Consider the following 15176-nt stretch of genomic DNA (forward strand, 5'->3'; position numbering starts at 1 on the left):
GGCTCAGGCCTTGGCCTTATCGTGTCCGGCCAGACGCGGCAGGTCGCGGGCCACTTCCACCAGGAACCAGGTCGGCAGGCGTCGCCCCTCGTCATCTTCCGCCAGCACCGACTGGGCGATTTCCACACTGATGCGGGCCAGCTCCTTGAGCCGGTCTTTCGCGCGCATCGCCAACTGCTGGTGCTCGCCCCGCCGGTCGGCCTCGTCCTGCGGCAACTCCTTACGCAACAGTCCGCGCAGCGACTGCGCCAGGAAATACAGGATATCGCGATCACCCGGCGCATCCGGCCAATGCGCGTCGCCCTTGAGGATCGCGGCGAGGGTATGCTTTTGCTGAATTTGTTTCAGGAACCCCTTGAACTGGCCGGCGTGGGGTGGACTGAGCAAACCGAACGCCAGGGCCTCCAGCAAGGTGTTGTCCATGGTGCCGCTGAACGAATGCAGCGCGTCCGACAGCATGTGCCAGGAGCGCGGTGTGGAAAACGGCTCCTCATGCTTCGGCGGCTCGCTCCACAGATGATCCGGCCGCAGTTGCAGGTATTCGACCACCCAGGGATGAATACCGCCCTGATTGATCGCCCAGTCCAGCCACTGCCGATGATCGGCGCGCAAATGGATATGGGCGAGGCGGTTGATCAGCGCGGAGGGCATCGGCTTGACGATGGCCGCGTCCTTGGCGCGGTTGCCGGCCCCGATCACCAGGGTGCCCTGCGGCAACCGATACTCGCCCACCCGTTGATCCAGGATCAGCGAATAAAAGGCCTTTTGGATTTCATGGCTGGCGGCATTGAGCTCGTCCAGGAACAGCACGAAGGGCTCCCGGCGCACGATATTGGCGGGCGGAAAAAAGCGCGAACAATCGCCGTCGATCTGCGGCACCCCCAGCAAGTCCTCGGGGGCCAGTTGGCTGCCCAACAAGGACACGCATTCCAGCCCCAGTTCCTTGGCGAAGCGGTTGACCAAGGCGGTCTTGCCGATGCCCGGCGCGCCCCACAAGAACACCGGGCGCACCACGGCGACATTCAGCAGGAACTCGAAGGCTTGGTTGAGGGTGAGTTGGATGGCGGGGTTCATCTGAGGATCGAAAATGGCGCGACGGTGGTGAATTTCAACCAGGAGATTCTGGTTGATGGTGATAACGCGGGCCTTGATCGTAATCCCGGCCGGCGGCGTGCGTAGTCAGGGCTTCCAGCCCTGACCGTGTCAGGCCAGGATGGCCTGACTACGCACCCGGCGAGACCAAGTGGCCGGCATCTTGATCGAGGCCATCACGGGCCTTGATCATCGTTCCGGCCGGCCGCGGACGGGTCCGCACAGCGGACCCTACGGTGACACTGTGACCTGTAGGGTCCGCTGTGCGGACCGACGACGGTGCAGATCGCGCGGTGGGCGGGTTTATGTCCAAGGCCGTCCTGGCGTGGCGCAGAGGTCGAGCCTGCCAATGGCGGCCAGGTTCGTGATCGCCGTCGTGTCGCTGATATGCATCTCGGCCGCGTCACGCATGGGTTAAAGACCGGAGCGCAGCGTTGCCGGATCGTCGTCCAGGCTGTGCTCCGGATAGCTCAGATCCACGCCCTCTGTACTCAGCAGGCGCTGAAACTCGACCTCCGACAGCCGGGTCACCTTGCAGCCGTGGCCGACCGTGATCCGGCCGTGCCGATAGAGCGCGACGGCAAGCTCCCGCAGCAGGACATCCTCGGTGAGACCCGGATCGGCGATGGCTTCCTCAGGGATGGATAATTGCATTGGCCATTCTCCAAGCGTCGATGTGGTTGATGCGATTATGGACCCTGGCGACCTTACCGGGTTCGCGCGCGAGTGTCGGACGTCATCGTCTGAGGCATAATCGGCTCGCGATCCGACAAAGGAACCGGCCATGCCCAGCTTCGATTGTTTTCTGTCCCACAACAGCAAGGACAAGCCCGCCGTGCGGGCGCTCAAACTGGCCCTGGAGGGGCAGGGCCTGCGCTGCTGGCTGGACGAGGAGCAGTTGCGCCCAGGTCTGCCCTGGCAGAGCCTGTTGGAGCAGGGGATCAAGGGCGCCGCGAGCGTCGCGGTCTGTGTGGCCGCGGACGGCATCGGGCCTTGGGAGGACGAGGAGATGCGGGCAGCACTGACCTTGGCCGTGCGCGACGGCCGGCCGGTCATTCCGGTGGTCCTACCGGGGGCGCCGGTGCAGCCGGAACTGCCGCTGTTCCTGACCAACCGCACCTGGGTGGACCTGCGCGGCGGGCTCGACGGCGAGGGCCTCGCGCGGCTGGTTTGGGGCATCACCGGCCGGCGCCCCGCACCAGGGACCGACGCTGCCGCAACGACCGCTCCCGCCGACGGCCCCGCGGCCGGTCCGCCGCCGCTGCCCAGCGACAGCGTCTTCCTGGACGAGGTCTTCGAGCTTCTCTACAGCTACCCGACCCTGATCCTGCTCGCGCAGAAGGATCGGGAACTCAACGGATCACTGGCGGCGCTGCACGAGCGGGCGAGGGAACACTGCGGTCCCGAGCGGGCGCTGCGCCTGGCCCCGCCCCAGGGTCCGGAGGCCACCGAGGCCGAATTTTTCGCCACCCTGGGCCGCCGCGCCGGGATGCAGCCGCCGCCCCAGGACGCCGGCGCTTTCGAGTCCCGCCTGGAGGACCGGCTCGCCGCCGGTGAGCGGCTGTTCCTGCTGATCAGCGGCCTGGACTCCTGCGCCGACGCCGGCCGCTCGCGGCTCGCGGCCTGCCTGCGTGGACTCTCCGACTTCCACGGTGAGGCCCTGCGCGTCGTGCTGGTGGGCGGCGAGGGGCTCGCCGGGCTCAAGTACGCCCAGGGCGACCTGTCCCTCCTGAGCCACGCCGAGCCCAGACACTGGCCCGAGTGGAACACCGGCGACCTGATGGACCAGGCCCGGCGCTCCACCCCGCCCCTGGACCTGTCCGCGGAGGACGCCCTGGCGATCCTGACGGCGATCGGCGGCCACCCGCGCCTGATCCTGGACGCCCTGCGGCTCCGGGCCAAGGGCCGGCCGCTGCCCGAGTGTACCCAGCGGCTTGAACACTCCAGCCAGATCGAGGCCCAGTTCAGCGCCATCGCCCAGGACCCGGACCAGTGCCAGGACCTCAAGGATTGGCTGGCCCGGTCCGACCTGGGGGTCTTCCGGATCTGGATCAGCGACCCGCTGTTGCGCCGGCTCTACTGGCTGAACCTGCTGCGCGCCGAGGGCTCGGCGGATCAGGAGCGGCTGGTCTGGCGTTGCCCGGCGCTGGTTCGGGCTGGGCTGCGGGTGCTCTCGTGAGCCGGGCGGGGAGGGTTTGGCGGCGGCTGGGGTTTGGCTGGTGGGGGCTCTTGCTCTTGTGCCTGGCCCGCGGACTGGCGGCTGGGGATTATCCGCCGCTGGTGGCGGAGGGGGAGGTGATCGATGATCCGGAGGGGGTCATTGCCGGGATCATGCCGCGGGCGGGAGTCGATGCGATCGCCTTCAGCCCCGACGGGCGCCTGCTCGCCAGCGCCTCGGGGAACACGGTCAGCCTTTGGGACCCGACCACAGGGGCGGCAGTGCGTACCCTGGAGGGGCACGGGGGTCCGGTCAACGCGGTCGCTTTCAGCCCCGACGGGCGCCTGCTTGCCAGCGCCTCGTGGGACAAGACGGTGCGCTTGTGGGACCCAGCCACCGGGGCGGCTGTGCGCACCCTGGAGGGGCACGGGGATGGGGTCTATGGGGTCGCCTTCAGCCCCGACGGACGCCTGCTCGCCAGCGCCTCGCAAGACAAGACGGTGCGCCTGTGGGACCCGGCTACGGGAGCGGCTGTGCGCACCCTGGAAGGGCACGGGAATGGGGCCAGCGCGGTCGCTTTCAGTCCAGACGGGCGCCTACTCGCCAGCGCGTCGAAGGATAAGACCGTGCGCCTTTGGAGCTCGGACACGGGGGCGGCAGTGCGCACCCTCGATGGTCACTGGATGGGGGCCACGGCGATCGCCTTCAGCCCTGACGGGCGTCTGCTCGCCAGCGCCTCGGCGGACAAGACGGTGCGCCTGGTGGACCCGGCAACGGGGGCGACAGTACGCACCCTGGAGGGCCACGGGAATTGGGTCAGCGCGGTCGCCTTCAGCCCCGACGGGCGCCTGCTCGCCAGCGCCTCGAAGGACAACACGGTGCGCCTGTGGAGTCCGGCCACCGGGGCGGCCGTGCGTACCCTGGAGGGGCACGGAGATTGGGTCAGCGCGGTCGCCTTCAGCCCCGACGGGCGCCTGCTCGCCAGTGCCTCGGGGGACAAGACCGTCCGCCTGTGGGACCCGGCTACGGGGGGTGCAGTGCGCACCCTGGAGGGGCACGGGGATAGGGCCAACAAGGTCGCTTTCAGCCCCGACGGGCGCCTGCTCGCCAGCGCCTTGGGGGACGGGACGGTGCGGCTGTGGGACCCCTCAGCGGGGGCAGCGGTGCGCACCCTGGAAGGGGGCGCGTTCGCCTTCAGCCCCGATGGGCGCCTGCTCGCCAGCGTCTCGGAGGACATTACGGTGCGCCTGTGGGACCCGGCCACCGGAGCGGTCGTGCGCACCCTGGAGAGGCAAGGTTATACGGTCTACGGGGTGGCCTTCAGCCCCGACGGGCGCCTGCTCGCCAGCGCCTTGGGGAACGACACGGTGCGCCTGTCGGATCCGGCCACGGGGGCGGCCTTGCGTACCCTGGAGGGGCACGGGAGTTTGGTCTTCGCGGTGGCCTTCAGCCCCGACGGTCGCCTGCTCGCCAGTGCCTTGGGGGACAAAACCGTCCGCCTGTGGGACCCGGCTTCGGGGGGCGCAGTGCGCACTTTGGAGGGGCACGGGGATGGGGTTATAGCGGTCGCCTTCAGCCCCGACGGTCGCCTGCTCGCCAGCGCCTCTTGGGACAATACGGTGCGCCTGTGGGACCCGGCTACGGGGGCGGCCGTGCGTATCCTGGAGGGGCACGGAGATTGGGTCAACGCGGTCACCTTCAGCCCCGACGGGCGCCTGCTCGCCAGCGCCTCGAAGGACAACACGGTGCGCCTGTGGAGTCCGGCCACCGGGGCGGCCGTGCGTACCCTGGAGGGGCACGCGGATTAGGTCAGCGCGGTCGCCTTCAGCCCCGACGGGCGCCTGCTCGCCAGCGCTTCCTATAACAAGACTGTCCGCCTGTGGGACCCGGAAACGGGAATCAGCAAACTGATCCTGGCCAGCGGTCACGATGGGGCCTGGGTTGCCTGCCGACCCGCCGAGGGACGCTGTTGGCGGCATGACGACGACGGCTCGCTCTTGGTTCGCAAAGGGGTCAACGGCCTCCTGACCCCGGTGCCCCCGCCGGCTGGCACCGAGCCCGCCCACCTGGAGTTCTACGCGCTCGCAACGCCCGATCCGCCTCTGACCACCGGCGACGGCGGCTCCACCGAGGTCACAGTCCGCATCGTCAACCACGGCTCGGCCCCTGCCTATTGGCTGCGCATCCACCAAACGCGCGACTTCGGCGACCCCTTGCTCTATACCCCGCCGCCGGTCGTTCCGCGTCTCGACCCCGGCCAGTCGGTCGACCTGACCGGCCAGGTCTCCTATCTCGCCGCCTGGACCGACCCGCAAGCCCACGCGGGCCGGCTCAGGCTCCAACTGGACCACGCCCACGGCACCGCGGGAACCGTCGAGGCCCCGATCCGCGCAACGGCCCCGCAAATCGCCGTCGCGGCCGAGCCCGAACTGGTGCCGGGCGACGCCCCGGCACTCTCGGTGAAGCTCCAAAACAAAGGCGGTCAGGACCTGGAGCAGGCGGAGGTGCGCGCCCAGTTGACCGGTCTCGACGCGGACCTCCCGCGCCTAAGCCAACCCCTGGTCAAGGCGGGCGCCGATCTGCCGCTCTCCTTCGCGCTGCCCAAGGGCGCCCGGGTGGACAAGGACAGCCGTCTGACCCTGGTCGTCGATGAGCGCGCCTATCCGCCCCACGACTGGACCTTCGCCGACCGGCCGATCCGTCTGCCCACCCCGCCCTGGCAGCTCTACGCCGGGCTCGCCGCGCTGGTCCTGACCCTGTCCGTGCTGCTCTGGTCGCTGCGCCAATACACCCATCCGCTGACCCGCCGGCTGGCCGCGGACCCGGCCGCCCTGGCCGGGCTCGGGCTCGCGCAGTTGGAGCGGGCGCGCACCCTGCTGCGGCGCACCCGCCGGCTCGGCGCTGTGCTCGCGGCCGGCGGGGTGCAGGGGCGCTGGCTGGACCGGGCGATCCAGTTCCGCGGCGAGTCGCCGGAGGCTCAGGTGCGCTGGCTGGCCGAGCGGCTGGGGGCTAACTGGCAGCGGCTTGAAGGGGTGGGGGAGGGCGGGACCATGGAGCAGTTCGAGTTGGCGCTCGGGGACGGCTTCCCACTGAACCTGAGCGCCTGCCGGGTTGCCTTCCCGCCCGCCGACTGGCCGGCGCAGGACGTGCTGACGCTGCTGGGCACCGGCGGCGATCGGCCCTGTCTCGTGCTCGGGCGCGACCCGGACCAGTGCGCGGATCTCAGCCGCCGCTGCCGCTCCCCCGAGACCTGGTGGGTGGCGCCGCAGGACGGTGAACTCTCCGCCCTGCTGCTGGCCGCGGAGCCGGTGGACGCCTTCGCGCGCCTGATCGCCCGCTATGTGAAGGTTGCGCGCATCTCGCCGTACCAGACGAGCCTCGGCGTGCGCAAGGAGTCCGGCTTCTTCGGCCGCACCCGCATCCTGTCGGATATCCTCAACCGCGGGGACCTGGCCAATTATCTGGTGGTTGGCGGGCGCCAGCTCGGCAAGTCGAGCCTGCTGCTGGCCCTAAAACGCCGCCTCGCAGGGCGGAAGGACATCGACTGCCGCTATCTGTCCTTGGGCCAGGCTACCACCAACCCCAAACTCGCCGAAGAACTGGACGTGCCGGCGGCAACGCCCCTGCCGGACCTGCTGCGCCAGTTGGCGCAGGTACTGCCCGGCACCCGGCGGGTGCTGCTGCTGGACGAGTCGGACGCCTTCGTAGCCGCGGACGCCGCCCGCGGCTATGCCTGTCTCAACGGCTTCCGGTCCTTGAGCGACGAGGGCCGATGTCACTTCATCCTGGCCGGCTTCTGGAGCCTGTACCGCTCCGCCAGCTTCGACTATCAGTCGCCGATCAAGAACTTCGCCGAGACCATCCAGATCGGCGCGCTGGAGCCGGAGGCGTGCCGGGACCTGGTGACCAAGCCGATGGCGGCCCTGGGGCTGACCTATGCCGACGCGGGGATGGTCGAGCGCATCCTGGAACGCACCGGCGGGCGGGCCAACCTGATCGCCATCCTGTGCGACCAGATGCTCCAGGGGCTCGGGCTCGCACAGCGGGTGCTGACCGAACCGGACCTGGAGCGTGCCCTGGTCAGCCGGTCGCTGCGCAGCGCACTGGAGGGTTGGGGGGAACTGACCGCGGACCCGGCGGCGGCGCGGTTGGATCGGGTGATCGTTTACGGTCTGATCGGGCAGGAGCACTTCCCCTTAGCCGCTGTGCTGGACCTGCTCGGCGGGCTCGGGTACCAGGCCGCGCCGGAGGCCATCAAGGAGTCACTGACCCGGCTGGAACTGGCCTTTCTGATCGGCCGCGACGCGGCCGGCTACCGCTGGCAGGTCCCGCTGTGGCGTGACCTGGTGCTGGCAGAGGAGCCGGAGCGGATGCTGCGGCAGGAGGTTGAGCAAGCTATTTCAAGCAATTAGTGTATGCAGAGTCACAAACCCACGCCGAGATATCAAAATAAAGAAGGCGTTGTTCCAGTCCCTTCTCGACCGCCAACCGCCGAATGCAGTTGCAGTTGCGTTCGCAAGCCAGTGGCTTGCAGCCCTGGCTAATCGGACACCCGCGTCGATGCCGTCCTAACTGGCCCGACGGACCCCGATGTTCGCGGGCTGGAGAGACTTCCGAATGAATTCGATGGGTTCGCCGACCAACCGGTCGCGGCGAAGGCGGGCCAGATCGCTTTCGCTGAGGCGGGAGACGAGATCCCTTACGCTGGATATTCCCGCTGGTTGTATGAGCCGCTCGAGCGTTTCCTTGGGTCGGAACCTGGCGGAAATTCTGTCGGTCTCGCTCAGACTCGACCCGATGATCCTTTCCAAAACCTCCGGTGCAGAAAACAGAATCGCCTCGGTTTCGGGAATTGCCAGTGTGACCAGATACGGGGTCGCCCCGGCGGCCGAGCGCAGCAAGTCGTTTAGCGTCGTTTTCTGCTCGTTCGCCAGCGCATCGCTGGTGGTATCGGAGTCGACCACCAGTGCGGTCGGGGTCTGACGCGCGCCTAGTATCGTCCGGCTCAAAGAGACAGCCGAAGACCTGCCATCGGCTGCGACAACGGCAATCCCATCGCTGAATTCGGCTGGGATGAGTCGGCGGATCAGGTCGGCGTCCGCTTCACCTTCGACGACGATGTATGCATTCATGGGAGTTTCTCGTTGGCCTTGGTCATAACCCGGCCGCCGCGCGATCTGCACGGTCGTCGGTCCGCACAGCGGACCCTACAGGCCACGGTGTTACCGTAGGGTCCGCTGTGCGGACCGTCCGCAGCCGGCCGGAACGATGATCAAGGCCCTTTCTTCCGCCTGCGCATCGGGGGCTTTGAAGGCACGCTCCGACCCGGTTTCAACGCTTCGTTTCTCGTTTCCATGCTCCGGCGTGGGAATGCCGGGCGGGCGCTCAGCGTCCGGTCTTGGCGCTGGACGCCGAATAGTGTCGGTAAAACCGCCGCCCGGTTCAAGGACCAAAGTCGGCACTACAGCCGTTTTCGCGCGCCATGATCTCGCTTGCTCAGGCACTTACCCTACCATCAAGCGCGAAAATGGCCCCAAAATGGCGGCATCCCAGGTCGAATAGCCGAAGTCGGGCTGGAAGCCGCATCCGCGCGCGGCCATAACGGGTGCAGAGACGCCGGACTCATCGTGCTGAAGGTGGCGCGCGTCTATTATATAATCAGTTAACGCCCTAACCGTTGCTTTAATAACCAGTGGCTCTCAGTCCCCGCATGCTCTCTCCCGCCGCCCGCCAGGCCCTACGCCTCCTGGGCGGTCTGATCGAGGAAGGCCGCATCCGCAAGGGCTGGTCCCGGGAAGCGCTTGCGCAGCGGATCGGCGTGGGGACCATCACCGTCCGACGGATCACCCGCGGCGAGCCGGGCGTGGCCATCGGCACCTATTTCGAGGCCGCCGCCTTGGTGGATATCCCCCTGTTCGGACAGGAATCGCCCCGGGAGCTGGAACGGGAGCTGTCCCGCCAACAGGAAAAGCTGACGCTGCTGCCTTCCCGGGTCCGTCGCCCGGCCACGGAGCCCGTGGACGATGACTTCTGAGCGCGGGATCCACGCCGATCGGGCCTATGTCTGGGTCTGGCTGCCGGGGGCGCTCGCGCCGGTGGTCGCGGGCGTGCTGAGCCGGGATGCGCGGGGCGGCTATGGCTTCACTTATGGGCGATCCTACCTGCGGCGCGACGCTGCGATCAGCCTCTTCCCGGACGAACTGCCGCTGCAACCGGGCGGGCAGCGCCGCCGCGACGATGACCTCCACGCCTGTCTGCGGGACGCGGCGCCCGACGCCTGGGGACGCCGCGTCATCATCAATCGGCTGACCGGACGCCGCGGCCAGGATGTCGCGCTGGTCGAGTTCGACGAACTGACCTACCTGTTGGAGTCGGGTTCCGACCGGATCGGGGCCCTGGATTTCCAGGCATCGCCATCCGACTACCAGCCGCGCGAATCCACCGAGGCCAGTCTGGACGCGTTGCTGGATGCGGCCCTGCATCTGGAGCGCGGCGAACCCCTGTCCCCGGCCCTGAGCCTGGCCCTCCAGCATGGCACCTCGGTCGGCGGCGCCCGCCCCAAGGCGCTGCTGACCAGCGGCACCCGCAAGTACATCGCCAAGTTCTCTACCAGCACTGACGTTCACAACGTGGTCAAGGCGGAATATCTCGCCATGCGTCTCGCCAGCCTGGCGGGTCTGGACATCGCCCCGGTCGCGCTGACGCGCTCGCTGGGCCGCGAAGTGCTCCTGATCGAGCGTTTCGACCGCGTGCGCCAGGGCGACGGCTGGCAGCGGCGCGCCATGCTGTCCGCGCTGACCCTGCTCGGACTGCGCGAAATGGAGGCGCGCTATGCCAGCTATGAGGACCTGGCCCACCGTATCCGCCGGGACTTCGCCGATGCGCGCGCGACCCTCGCCGAGCTTTACGGCCGCATGGTCTTCAATGTGCTGTGCGGCAACACGGACGACCATGCACGTAACCACGCCGCCTTCTGGGACGGCCGCACCTATCGGCTCACCCCGGCCTACGACATTTGCCCGCAGGTGCGCACCGGCGGGGAGGCGAGCCAAGCGATGCTGTTGACGGGCGAGCGGCGCGACAGCCGGCTTGTCACCTGCCTCGCCGCGGCGCCCGCCTTTGGGCTCGGCGCCGCGCAGGCCCGCGCCTTGATCGACCACCAGCGCGATGTTGTCAGTCGCCAGTGGCACTCCGTTTGCGACGAGGCCGAGCTTGGCACGACCGAGCGACAGGCGTTATGGCAGCGGCAGTTTCTCAATCCGTATTGCCTGGAGGGCTATTCGGACGGATAGTGGCGGGGGAAAAAAGCGCGAGCAATCGTCGGCGATGCCACCCGTGCTCTCCTGGTGCGAACGCATCCTCACTGCCGACAGCCTGGACGCGGTGTTGCACTGAGGGGGCGCGGCGGCATGTCCTGATGACCGCCCGCGGTCTCGTGAATGAGTGTGTCGCCGTAGCAGATGAGCATCGGCATGGGCCAGGAATCGCCCTGTCAACAACCCATCAAATCGGACTGATCCTGGACATGACGGCCACATCGACGCTGCAACTCCGTTCGATCTTTGATCTCCTGAAGGACAAGTTCTCTGTCCCATCCTACCAGCGTGGCTATCGCTGGACGGCGCGACAGGTTGAGGCGCTGCTGGACGATCTGGCCGCGTTCCAGTTGGCGTCGCGACGGACCGACCCGACGAACTTCTATTGCCTGCAGCCGGTAGTCGTCGTCCGCCGCGGCCCGAACGAATGGGAACTCGTCGATGGCCAACAGCGGCTGACCACGATTTACCTGATCCTCCGGGCGTTGCAGAACGTTGCGGCGATATTTGGCCGCGGTTGCTATGAGATTTCCTATCAAACGCGCCCTGGCAGTGCCGAGTTTCTCAGCCAGCCTACCGCCGAGGGTGCCCAGCGGTGCATCGACTATCACCACATGTACGAGGCTTACCAGGCCATCGAGCGCTGGTTTGCCGGGCGGGACGGCGGGCTGCGGTTGCGGCTGCTGGAATGCCTCACAGGCCCTGATGGCGACGCGCCGAACGTGCGCGTCATCTGGTATGAGCTCGGCGAGCATCAGGACCCGGTACAGGCGTTCGTGAGGCTGAACGTGGGCCGCATCCCGCTGACGAGCGCCGAGCTGATCCGCGCGCAACTGCTGCGGTCTGACCGTGAACCACAATTGGAGCAGCGCGACGCGCAGCAGATCCCGCAGGACTGGGACCTGATCGAGCGCCGCTTGCAAGAGGATGCCTACTGGTTCTTTTTGCAGAACAAGGGTTCGGCTCTGCCGACGCGCATCGAGTACCTGTTCGATGTTTTCATTCGCATGAAGCGCGCGCACACGGAGGGCGACCTGGCCAATGATCCGCTGGCGACGTTTCTGGCGTTCCAGGCACTGCTGGATGCCAAGCCGGACGAGGTGTGGCCCTTGTGGCAGGAGTTCAAAACGCTCACTCAGACACTGGAAGACTGGTATGAGGAGCGCGTCCTGTACCACCTTGTCGGTTTTCTCGTCGCCACGGTCACCCCGGACAAGACGGCAGACGCCCGGTCGCGCCAGGCCGAGGCCCGGGTTCTGTTTGATCTCTTGCTGGAACGCAGGAAGTCCACCGCCACGGCATTCGACCGACATCTCCGGCGGTTGGCCTGGCGGCGCTTTGCCGGCCCACGCGCCGCCGAGCTTCCCGCTGACGGCCTCACGGCGCCTGAACTGGCACGGCGAATCACCGAGCGCATCGACACGCTCAGCTACGGTTCGGTGTCGGTCCGCCCGGTCTTGCTCTTGTTCAATATCGCGGGCCTCCTGGAGCAGACGGCGTCCACCCAGCGGTTCCAGTTCGACGGGTTCAAGAACAACACCTGGGACATCGAACATGTCCGGTCGGTGGCCGAATACATACCCATAGCCGCCGCCGATCGTCGGCGTTGGCTGACGCATGCTCGCGACTTCGTGGTGAGCCCGGTGGCGACCGCGCGTAATCGGGCAGAGTCGGAGGCGCTCGCAAAAAAGATTGCGGCACTGATCGCCGCGCCCTCACCCGAAGAACAGGCGTTCAAGGCGGTATTTGATCGTGTTCGCACACTCAGCGGTGAGGCCGATGGGCGAGAGGACGACGCGCTGTCCAACCTGGCGCTGCTGGACTTGGGCACCAACCGGTCTTATCAGAACGCAATCTTTCCCGTGAAGCGCATGCGTATCATCGATCTCGACAAGCAGGGTCAGTTTATCCCTCCTGCTACGCGCAACGTCTTCCTGAAGTACTACTCGCCGCATGCGGCGCAACTGATGCTTTGGGATCGTGCCGACCGTAAGGCCTATAGCGACGCAATCACTGCTACCTTGCAGCAATTTTTCGCGCCGCTGGTGGACCGCAAGGAGGTCGTATGAAGACAGGGCACACCAGTTTCCGCGCGCTGTTCGGCGATGGCCGGCGTGTGGAGATTCCGGTCATCCAGCGCGACTACGCGCAAGGGCGCTCGGATGAGCACAGCCGCGAAGTACGCGGGCGCTTCCTCGACGCCCTCGCCGAGGCGCTGGACCCCACGGCAAAGAGCACCGCCGCTGTGGATCTGGACTTCGTCTATGGCAGATGGAACGCGCGCGCGAAGACGCTTGAGCCGCTCGATGGACAGCAGCGGCTGACGACACTTTTCCTGCTGCACTGGTATCTGGCTTGTCTGGACGGCGCGTTCGACGAGTTCCGGTCGTGGATGACGCTGCCGGGCGGTGGTTCATGCTTTACCTACCGCACACGGCCGGCGGCGCGTGAGTTCTTCGATGCGCTCGTGTTGGCACCGGTGCCGCCGGCGGCCCTCGGCGACGAGCCGCAAGCGTTGTCCCTCTGGTTGACCGATGCCGTTTGGTTCGTCCGGAACTGGCTCCGGGATCCGACAGTCCGTGGCTGCCTCACGATGTTCGACGCGATCCACCAGCGCCTACACACCGCCAAGGGCGCCTGGTCGCGGCTCGTCTGCGAGACCTCGCCAGCCATCACCTTCCACCTGCTGCTGCTCGAAAACTTCAATCTCTCGGATGACCTGTACGTAAAGATGAACGCACGGGGCAAGGCACTGACCTCGTTCGAGGTGTTCAAGGCGGAGATCGAACGCTTTGTGGGCGAGGCATTCCCCAACGAGCCCTGGCCAACCGAGCAGGGCATCACTTGGCGCCAGTTTATCAGCCGACAGTTCGACATCGCGTGGACCGATTTCATGTGGCGCCAGCGCGGGGAAACCACTGAGATCGACACCCGGTTCATGCACCTCATCCGCGCCGTGGCCGTCGTGCACTGCGTCAGCCACAGCGAGGACGCGCTGGTCTCCGGACAGATCGAGCAGATCCTTGCCAGGCCAGAGCCCGGCCTGGCGTTCTACAAGGAATTGGGCTGCCTGGACCGCGGCTTCGTCGTGCAACTGGCCAGCCTCATGGAAACACTCGCCGGACACCCGGCAGCGCCGACCTTTCTGCCTCAGACCCGCTATATGAACGAGGCGGCCGTCTTTCAGCGCGTGCTGCTCGCCCGCAGCGCGAACCAGGACGAGGGTCTCACATTGTTCGACTGGGTGCTGTTCTGCGCCTGGTGCACTTTCCTGCTGCGTAACCCGACAGATATCGGCAGCGCGGCGGCGCAGAGCGCGTTCCACGACTGGGTCCGCATCCTGACCAATCTCGCCTACAACACGGAAATCGACCGTCATGATCGCCTGATTCCGGCACTGCGCCGCACCTGGCAGTTGTCTGAGATCGCCCAGCCCGGCGGTGCCGATTTCCTCGTGCAGGTCGCCGCCGGCGGCCTGGGTGAGCGCCTCGGCTTTAATGTGCAGCAGCAGCGCGAAGAGCGATTGAAGGCACTGCTGATCTTGCGCGATGCCCGGTGGCGACCCCTGATTGAACGCGCCGAGACGCATCCGTACTTCCGCGGCAGTATCGAGTTCCTGCTGCACTGGGCTGGGTTAGTGGATCGTGTCGCGCCGACCAATCAGTGCGACTGGGACGACACGGAGGACGGCGTGTTGCGCGCGTCGTTTGAGGATTGGTACGCGCGCACCTGCGCCGTGTTCCCTGAGACCAACAAGGGCTGGCTCGCGCCCTTTCCGGAGTTCCTGTGGGAGCGGGCACTGCTGGCCACGGGAGACTACCTCCTGCCAAAGGGGAGCAACCTGAGCTTGCTCGACGACAGTGACCGCGATGCCAGTTGGCGTCGACTACTCCGGGCCGACACGCGGGTGACTGACCGCGAGGAGCGGCGCGACCTAGTGCGCCGTGTGCTCGCCCAAGTGGACCCCAAGGATGCCATTGGTTCGCTGCGGGTCATTGTCGCCGCGGGTGTGCAGGGCGTAGACGACTCTCCGGTGCTTGGCATGCGCGGTTGTCTCGTCGCCCAACCGAGCCTCATCGCTTACTGCAAACGGCGCATGTTGCGGCTGGATGAGGATTCCGTCTTCTTATTGAAGAAAACACAGCGCAACGGCTATCACGTCGATCTCTATGTCTATTGCCTATACCTTCGGCTTAACGCCCGGCGCACGGAACTTGATCCGCGGGTCAGACTGAAGTTGATCGAGCAGACCGACACCCACGCACATTCACAGCTTCGCCTGCGCGCATACGGCTTGGGCCTCAGGCTAACAGCGGAGAAACATGGCACGGTGATGCAGTTGCGCATTCATAAGACCGTTCCCGATCCTGATCTCGCTGCCCGATTGCCGTCATGGACTGTCGATGGTCCCACACGGCTTAGTCTAAGCCTGCCGCCCGACGCCGCAGAGGGTGCGATCTTCGATGTTTGCGGGGCCCTAGCAGCCTGTCGGACTTAGCCCCTAGGATAAGAGCATGAGTCAATATAAAGGTTTTTTGTTGCTCCACAATCTAACGTAAGGTGATTTCCGCGAAACATCCAACCCGTAGGAGCCCGCTTGCGGGCGACGG

The 15176-nt window shown here is 66.7% G+C and carries 9 protein-coding genes and 1 pseudogene; 7 read left to right on the forward strand and 3 right to left on the reverse strand.

All coding sequences use genetic code 11. From position 1 onward, the window contains the following. Positions 1-3: 3 nt before the first annotated feature. Positions 4-1074, reverse strand: a complete 1071-nt coding sequence (locus tag A39O_RS0106245) for an ATP-binding protein (protein ID WP_020503834.1) — start codon at positions 1072-1074, stop codon at positions 4-6. A 432-nt stretch (positions 1075-1506) separates the two neighbouring features. Beyond that, complete coding sequence (locus tag A39O_RS0106255; RefSeq protein ID WP_020503836.1) at positions 1507-1746, reverse strand: UPF0175 family protein; 240 nt, start codon at positions 1744-1746, stop codon at positions 1507-1509. Positions 1747-1876: 130 nt separating this feature from the next. Between A39O_RS0106255 and A39O_RS36290 the strand changes: the two genes are divergently transcribed. The 3 genes and pseudogenes from A39O_RS36290 (at position 1877) to A39O_RS36295 (ending at position 7662) form a co-directional block, all read left to right on the forward strand. Further along, positions 1877-3271: a toll/interleukin-1 receptor domain-containing protein gene (locus A39O_RS36290; RefSeq protein WP_020503837.1), complete on the forward strand. Its 1395-nt coding sequence runs from the start codon at positions 1877-1879 to the stop codon at positions 3269-3271. A gap of 152 nt (positions 3272-3423) precedes the next feature. Further along, a pseudogene (locus tag A39O_RS32250) lies at positions 3424-5124 on the forward strand (WD40 repeat domain-containing protein); the annotation flags it as partial. Between the two features lie 159 nt (positions 5125-5283). Further along, positions 5284-7662, forward strand: coding sequence for an AAA family ATPase (locus tag A39O_RS36295; RefSeq protein WP_169338410.1), 2379 nt, complete (start codon positions 5284-5286; stop codon positions 7660-7662). A gap of 156 nt (positions 7663-7818) precedes the next feature. Here A39O_RS36295 and A39O_RS0106270 read toward each other — a convergent pair whose 3' ends face one another. Beyond that, the gene (locus tag A39O_RS0106270; protein ID WP_020503840.1) at positions 7819-8382 is read right to left on the reverse strand and encodes a hypothetical protein; all 564 of its coding nucleotides are present in this window, start codon (positions 8380-8382) and stop codon (positions 7819-7821) included. Between the two features lie 578 nt (positions 8383-8960). Between A39O_RS0106270 and A39O_RS0106275 the strand changes: the two genes are divergently transcribed. The 4 genes from A39O_RS0106275 (at position 8961) to A39O_RS0106290 (ending at position 15064) form a co-directional block, all read left to right on the forward strand. Next, positions 8961-9284 carry a helix-turn-helix domain-containing protein gene (locus A39O_RS0106275; protein ID WP_020503841.1) on the forward strand — a complete coding sequence of 108 codons (324 nt, stop codon included), beginning with the start codon at positions 8961-8963 and terminating at the stop codon, positions 9282-9284. Then, positions 9274-10542: a type II toxin-antitoxin system HipA family toxin gene (locus A39O_RS0106280; protein WP_020503842.1), complete on the forward strand. Its 1269-nt coding sequence runs from the start codon at positions 9274-9276 to the stop codon at positions 10540-10542. The genes A39O_RS0106275 and A39O_RS0106280 overlap by 11 nt, the downstream gene beginning before the upstream one ends. 125 nt (positions 10543-10667) lie before the next feature. Next, positions 10668-12635 carry a DUF262 domain-containing protein gene (locus tag A39O_RS0106285; protein ID WP_157639712.1) on the forward strand — a complete coding sequence of 656 codons (1968 nt, stop codon included), beginning with the start codon at positions 10668-10670 and terminating at the stop codon, positions 12633-12635. Beyond that, entirely contained in the window at positions 12632-15064 is a 2433-nt protein-coding gene (locus A39O_RS0106290; protein WP_020503844.1) for a DUF262 domain-containing protein, read from the forward strand. The genes A39O_RS0106285 and A39O_RS0106290 overlap by 4 nt, the downstream gene beginning before the upstream one ends. Positions 15065-15176: the final 112 nt, after the last annotated feature.

Source organism: Lamprocystis purpurea DSM 4197 (assembly GCF_000379525.1).
GTDB classification, from domain to species: Bacteria; Pseudomonadota; Gammaproteobacteria; order Chromatiales; family Chromatiaceae; genus Thiodictyon; species Thiodictyon purpureum.

Bases quoted from the DNA above. Each gene is read 5' to 3' on its own strand.
- A39O_RS0106255 (WP_020503836.1), bottom strand. From the start codon at position 1,746: ATGCAATTATCCATCCCTGAGGAAGCCATCGCCGATCCGGGTCTCACC.
- A39O_RS36290 (WP_020503837.1), top strand. From the start codon at position 1,877: ATGCCCAGCTTCGATTGTTTTCTGTCCCACAACAGCAAGGACAAGCCC.
- A39O_RS0106290 (WP_020503844.1), top strand. From the start codon at position 12,632: ATGAAGACAGGGCACACCAGTTTCCGCGCGCTGTTCGGCGATGGCCGG.
- A39O_RS0106285 (WP_157639712.1), top strand. From the start codon at position 10,668: ATGACCGCCCGCGGTCTCGTGAATGAGTGTGTCGCCGTAGCAGATGAG.
- A39O_RS0106245 (WP_020503834.1), bottom strand. From the start codon at position 1,074: ATGAACCCCGCCATCCAACTCACCCTCAACCAAGCCTTCGAGTTCCTG.
- A39O_RS0106275 (WP_020503841.1), top strand. From the start codon at position 8,961: ATGCTCTCTCCCGCCGCCCGCCAGGCCCTACGCCTCCTGGGCGGTCTG.
- A39O_RS0106270 (WP_020503840.1), bottom strand. From the start codon at position 8,382: ATGAATGCATACATCGTCGTCGAAGGTGAAGCGGACGCCGACCTGATC.
- A39O_RS0106280 (WP_020503842.1), top strand. From the start codon at position 9,274: ATGACTTCTGAGCGCGGGATCCACGCCGATCGGGCCTATGTCTGGGTC.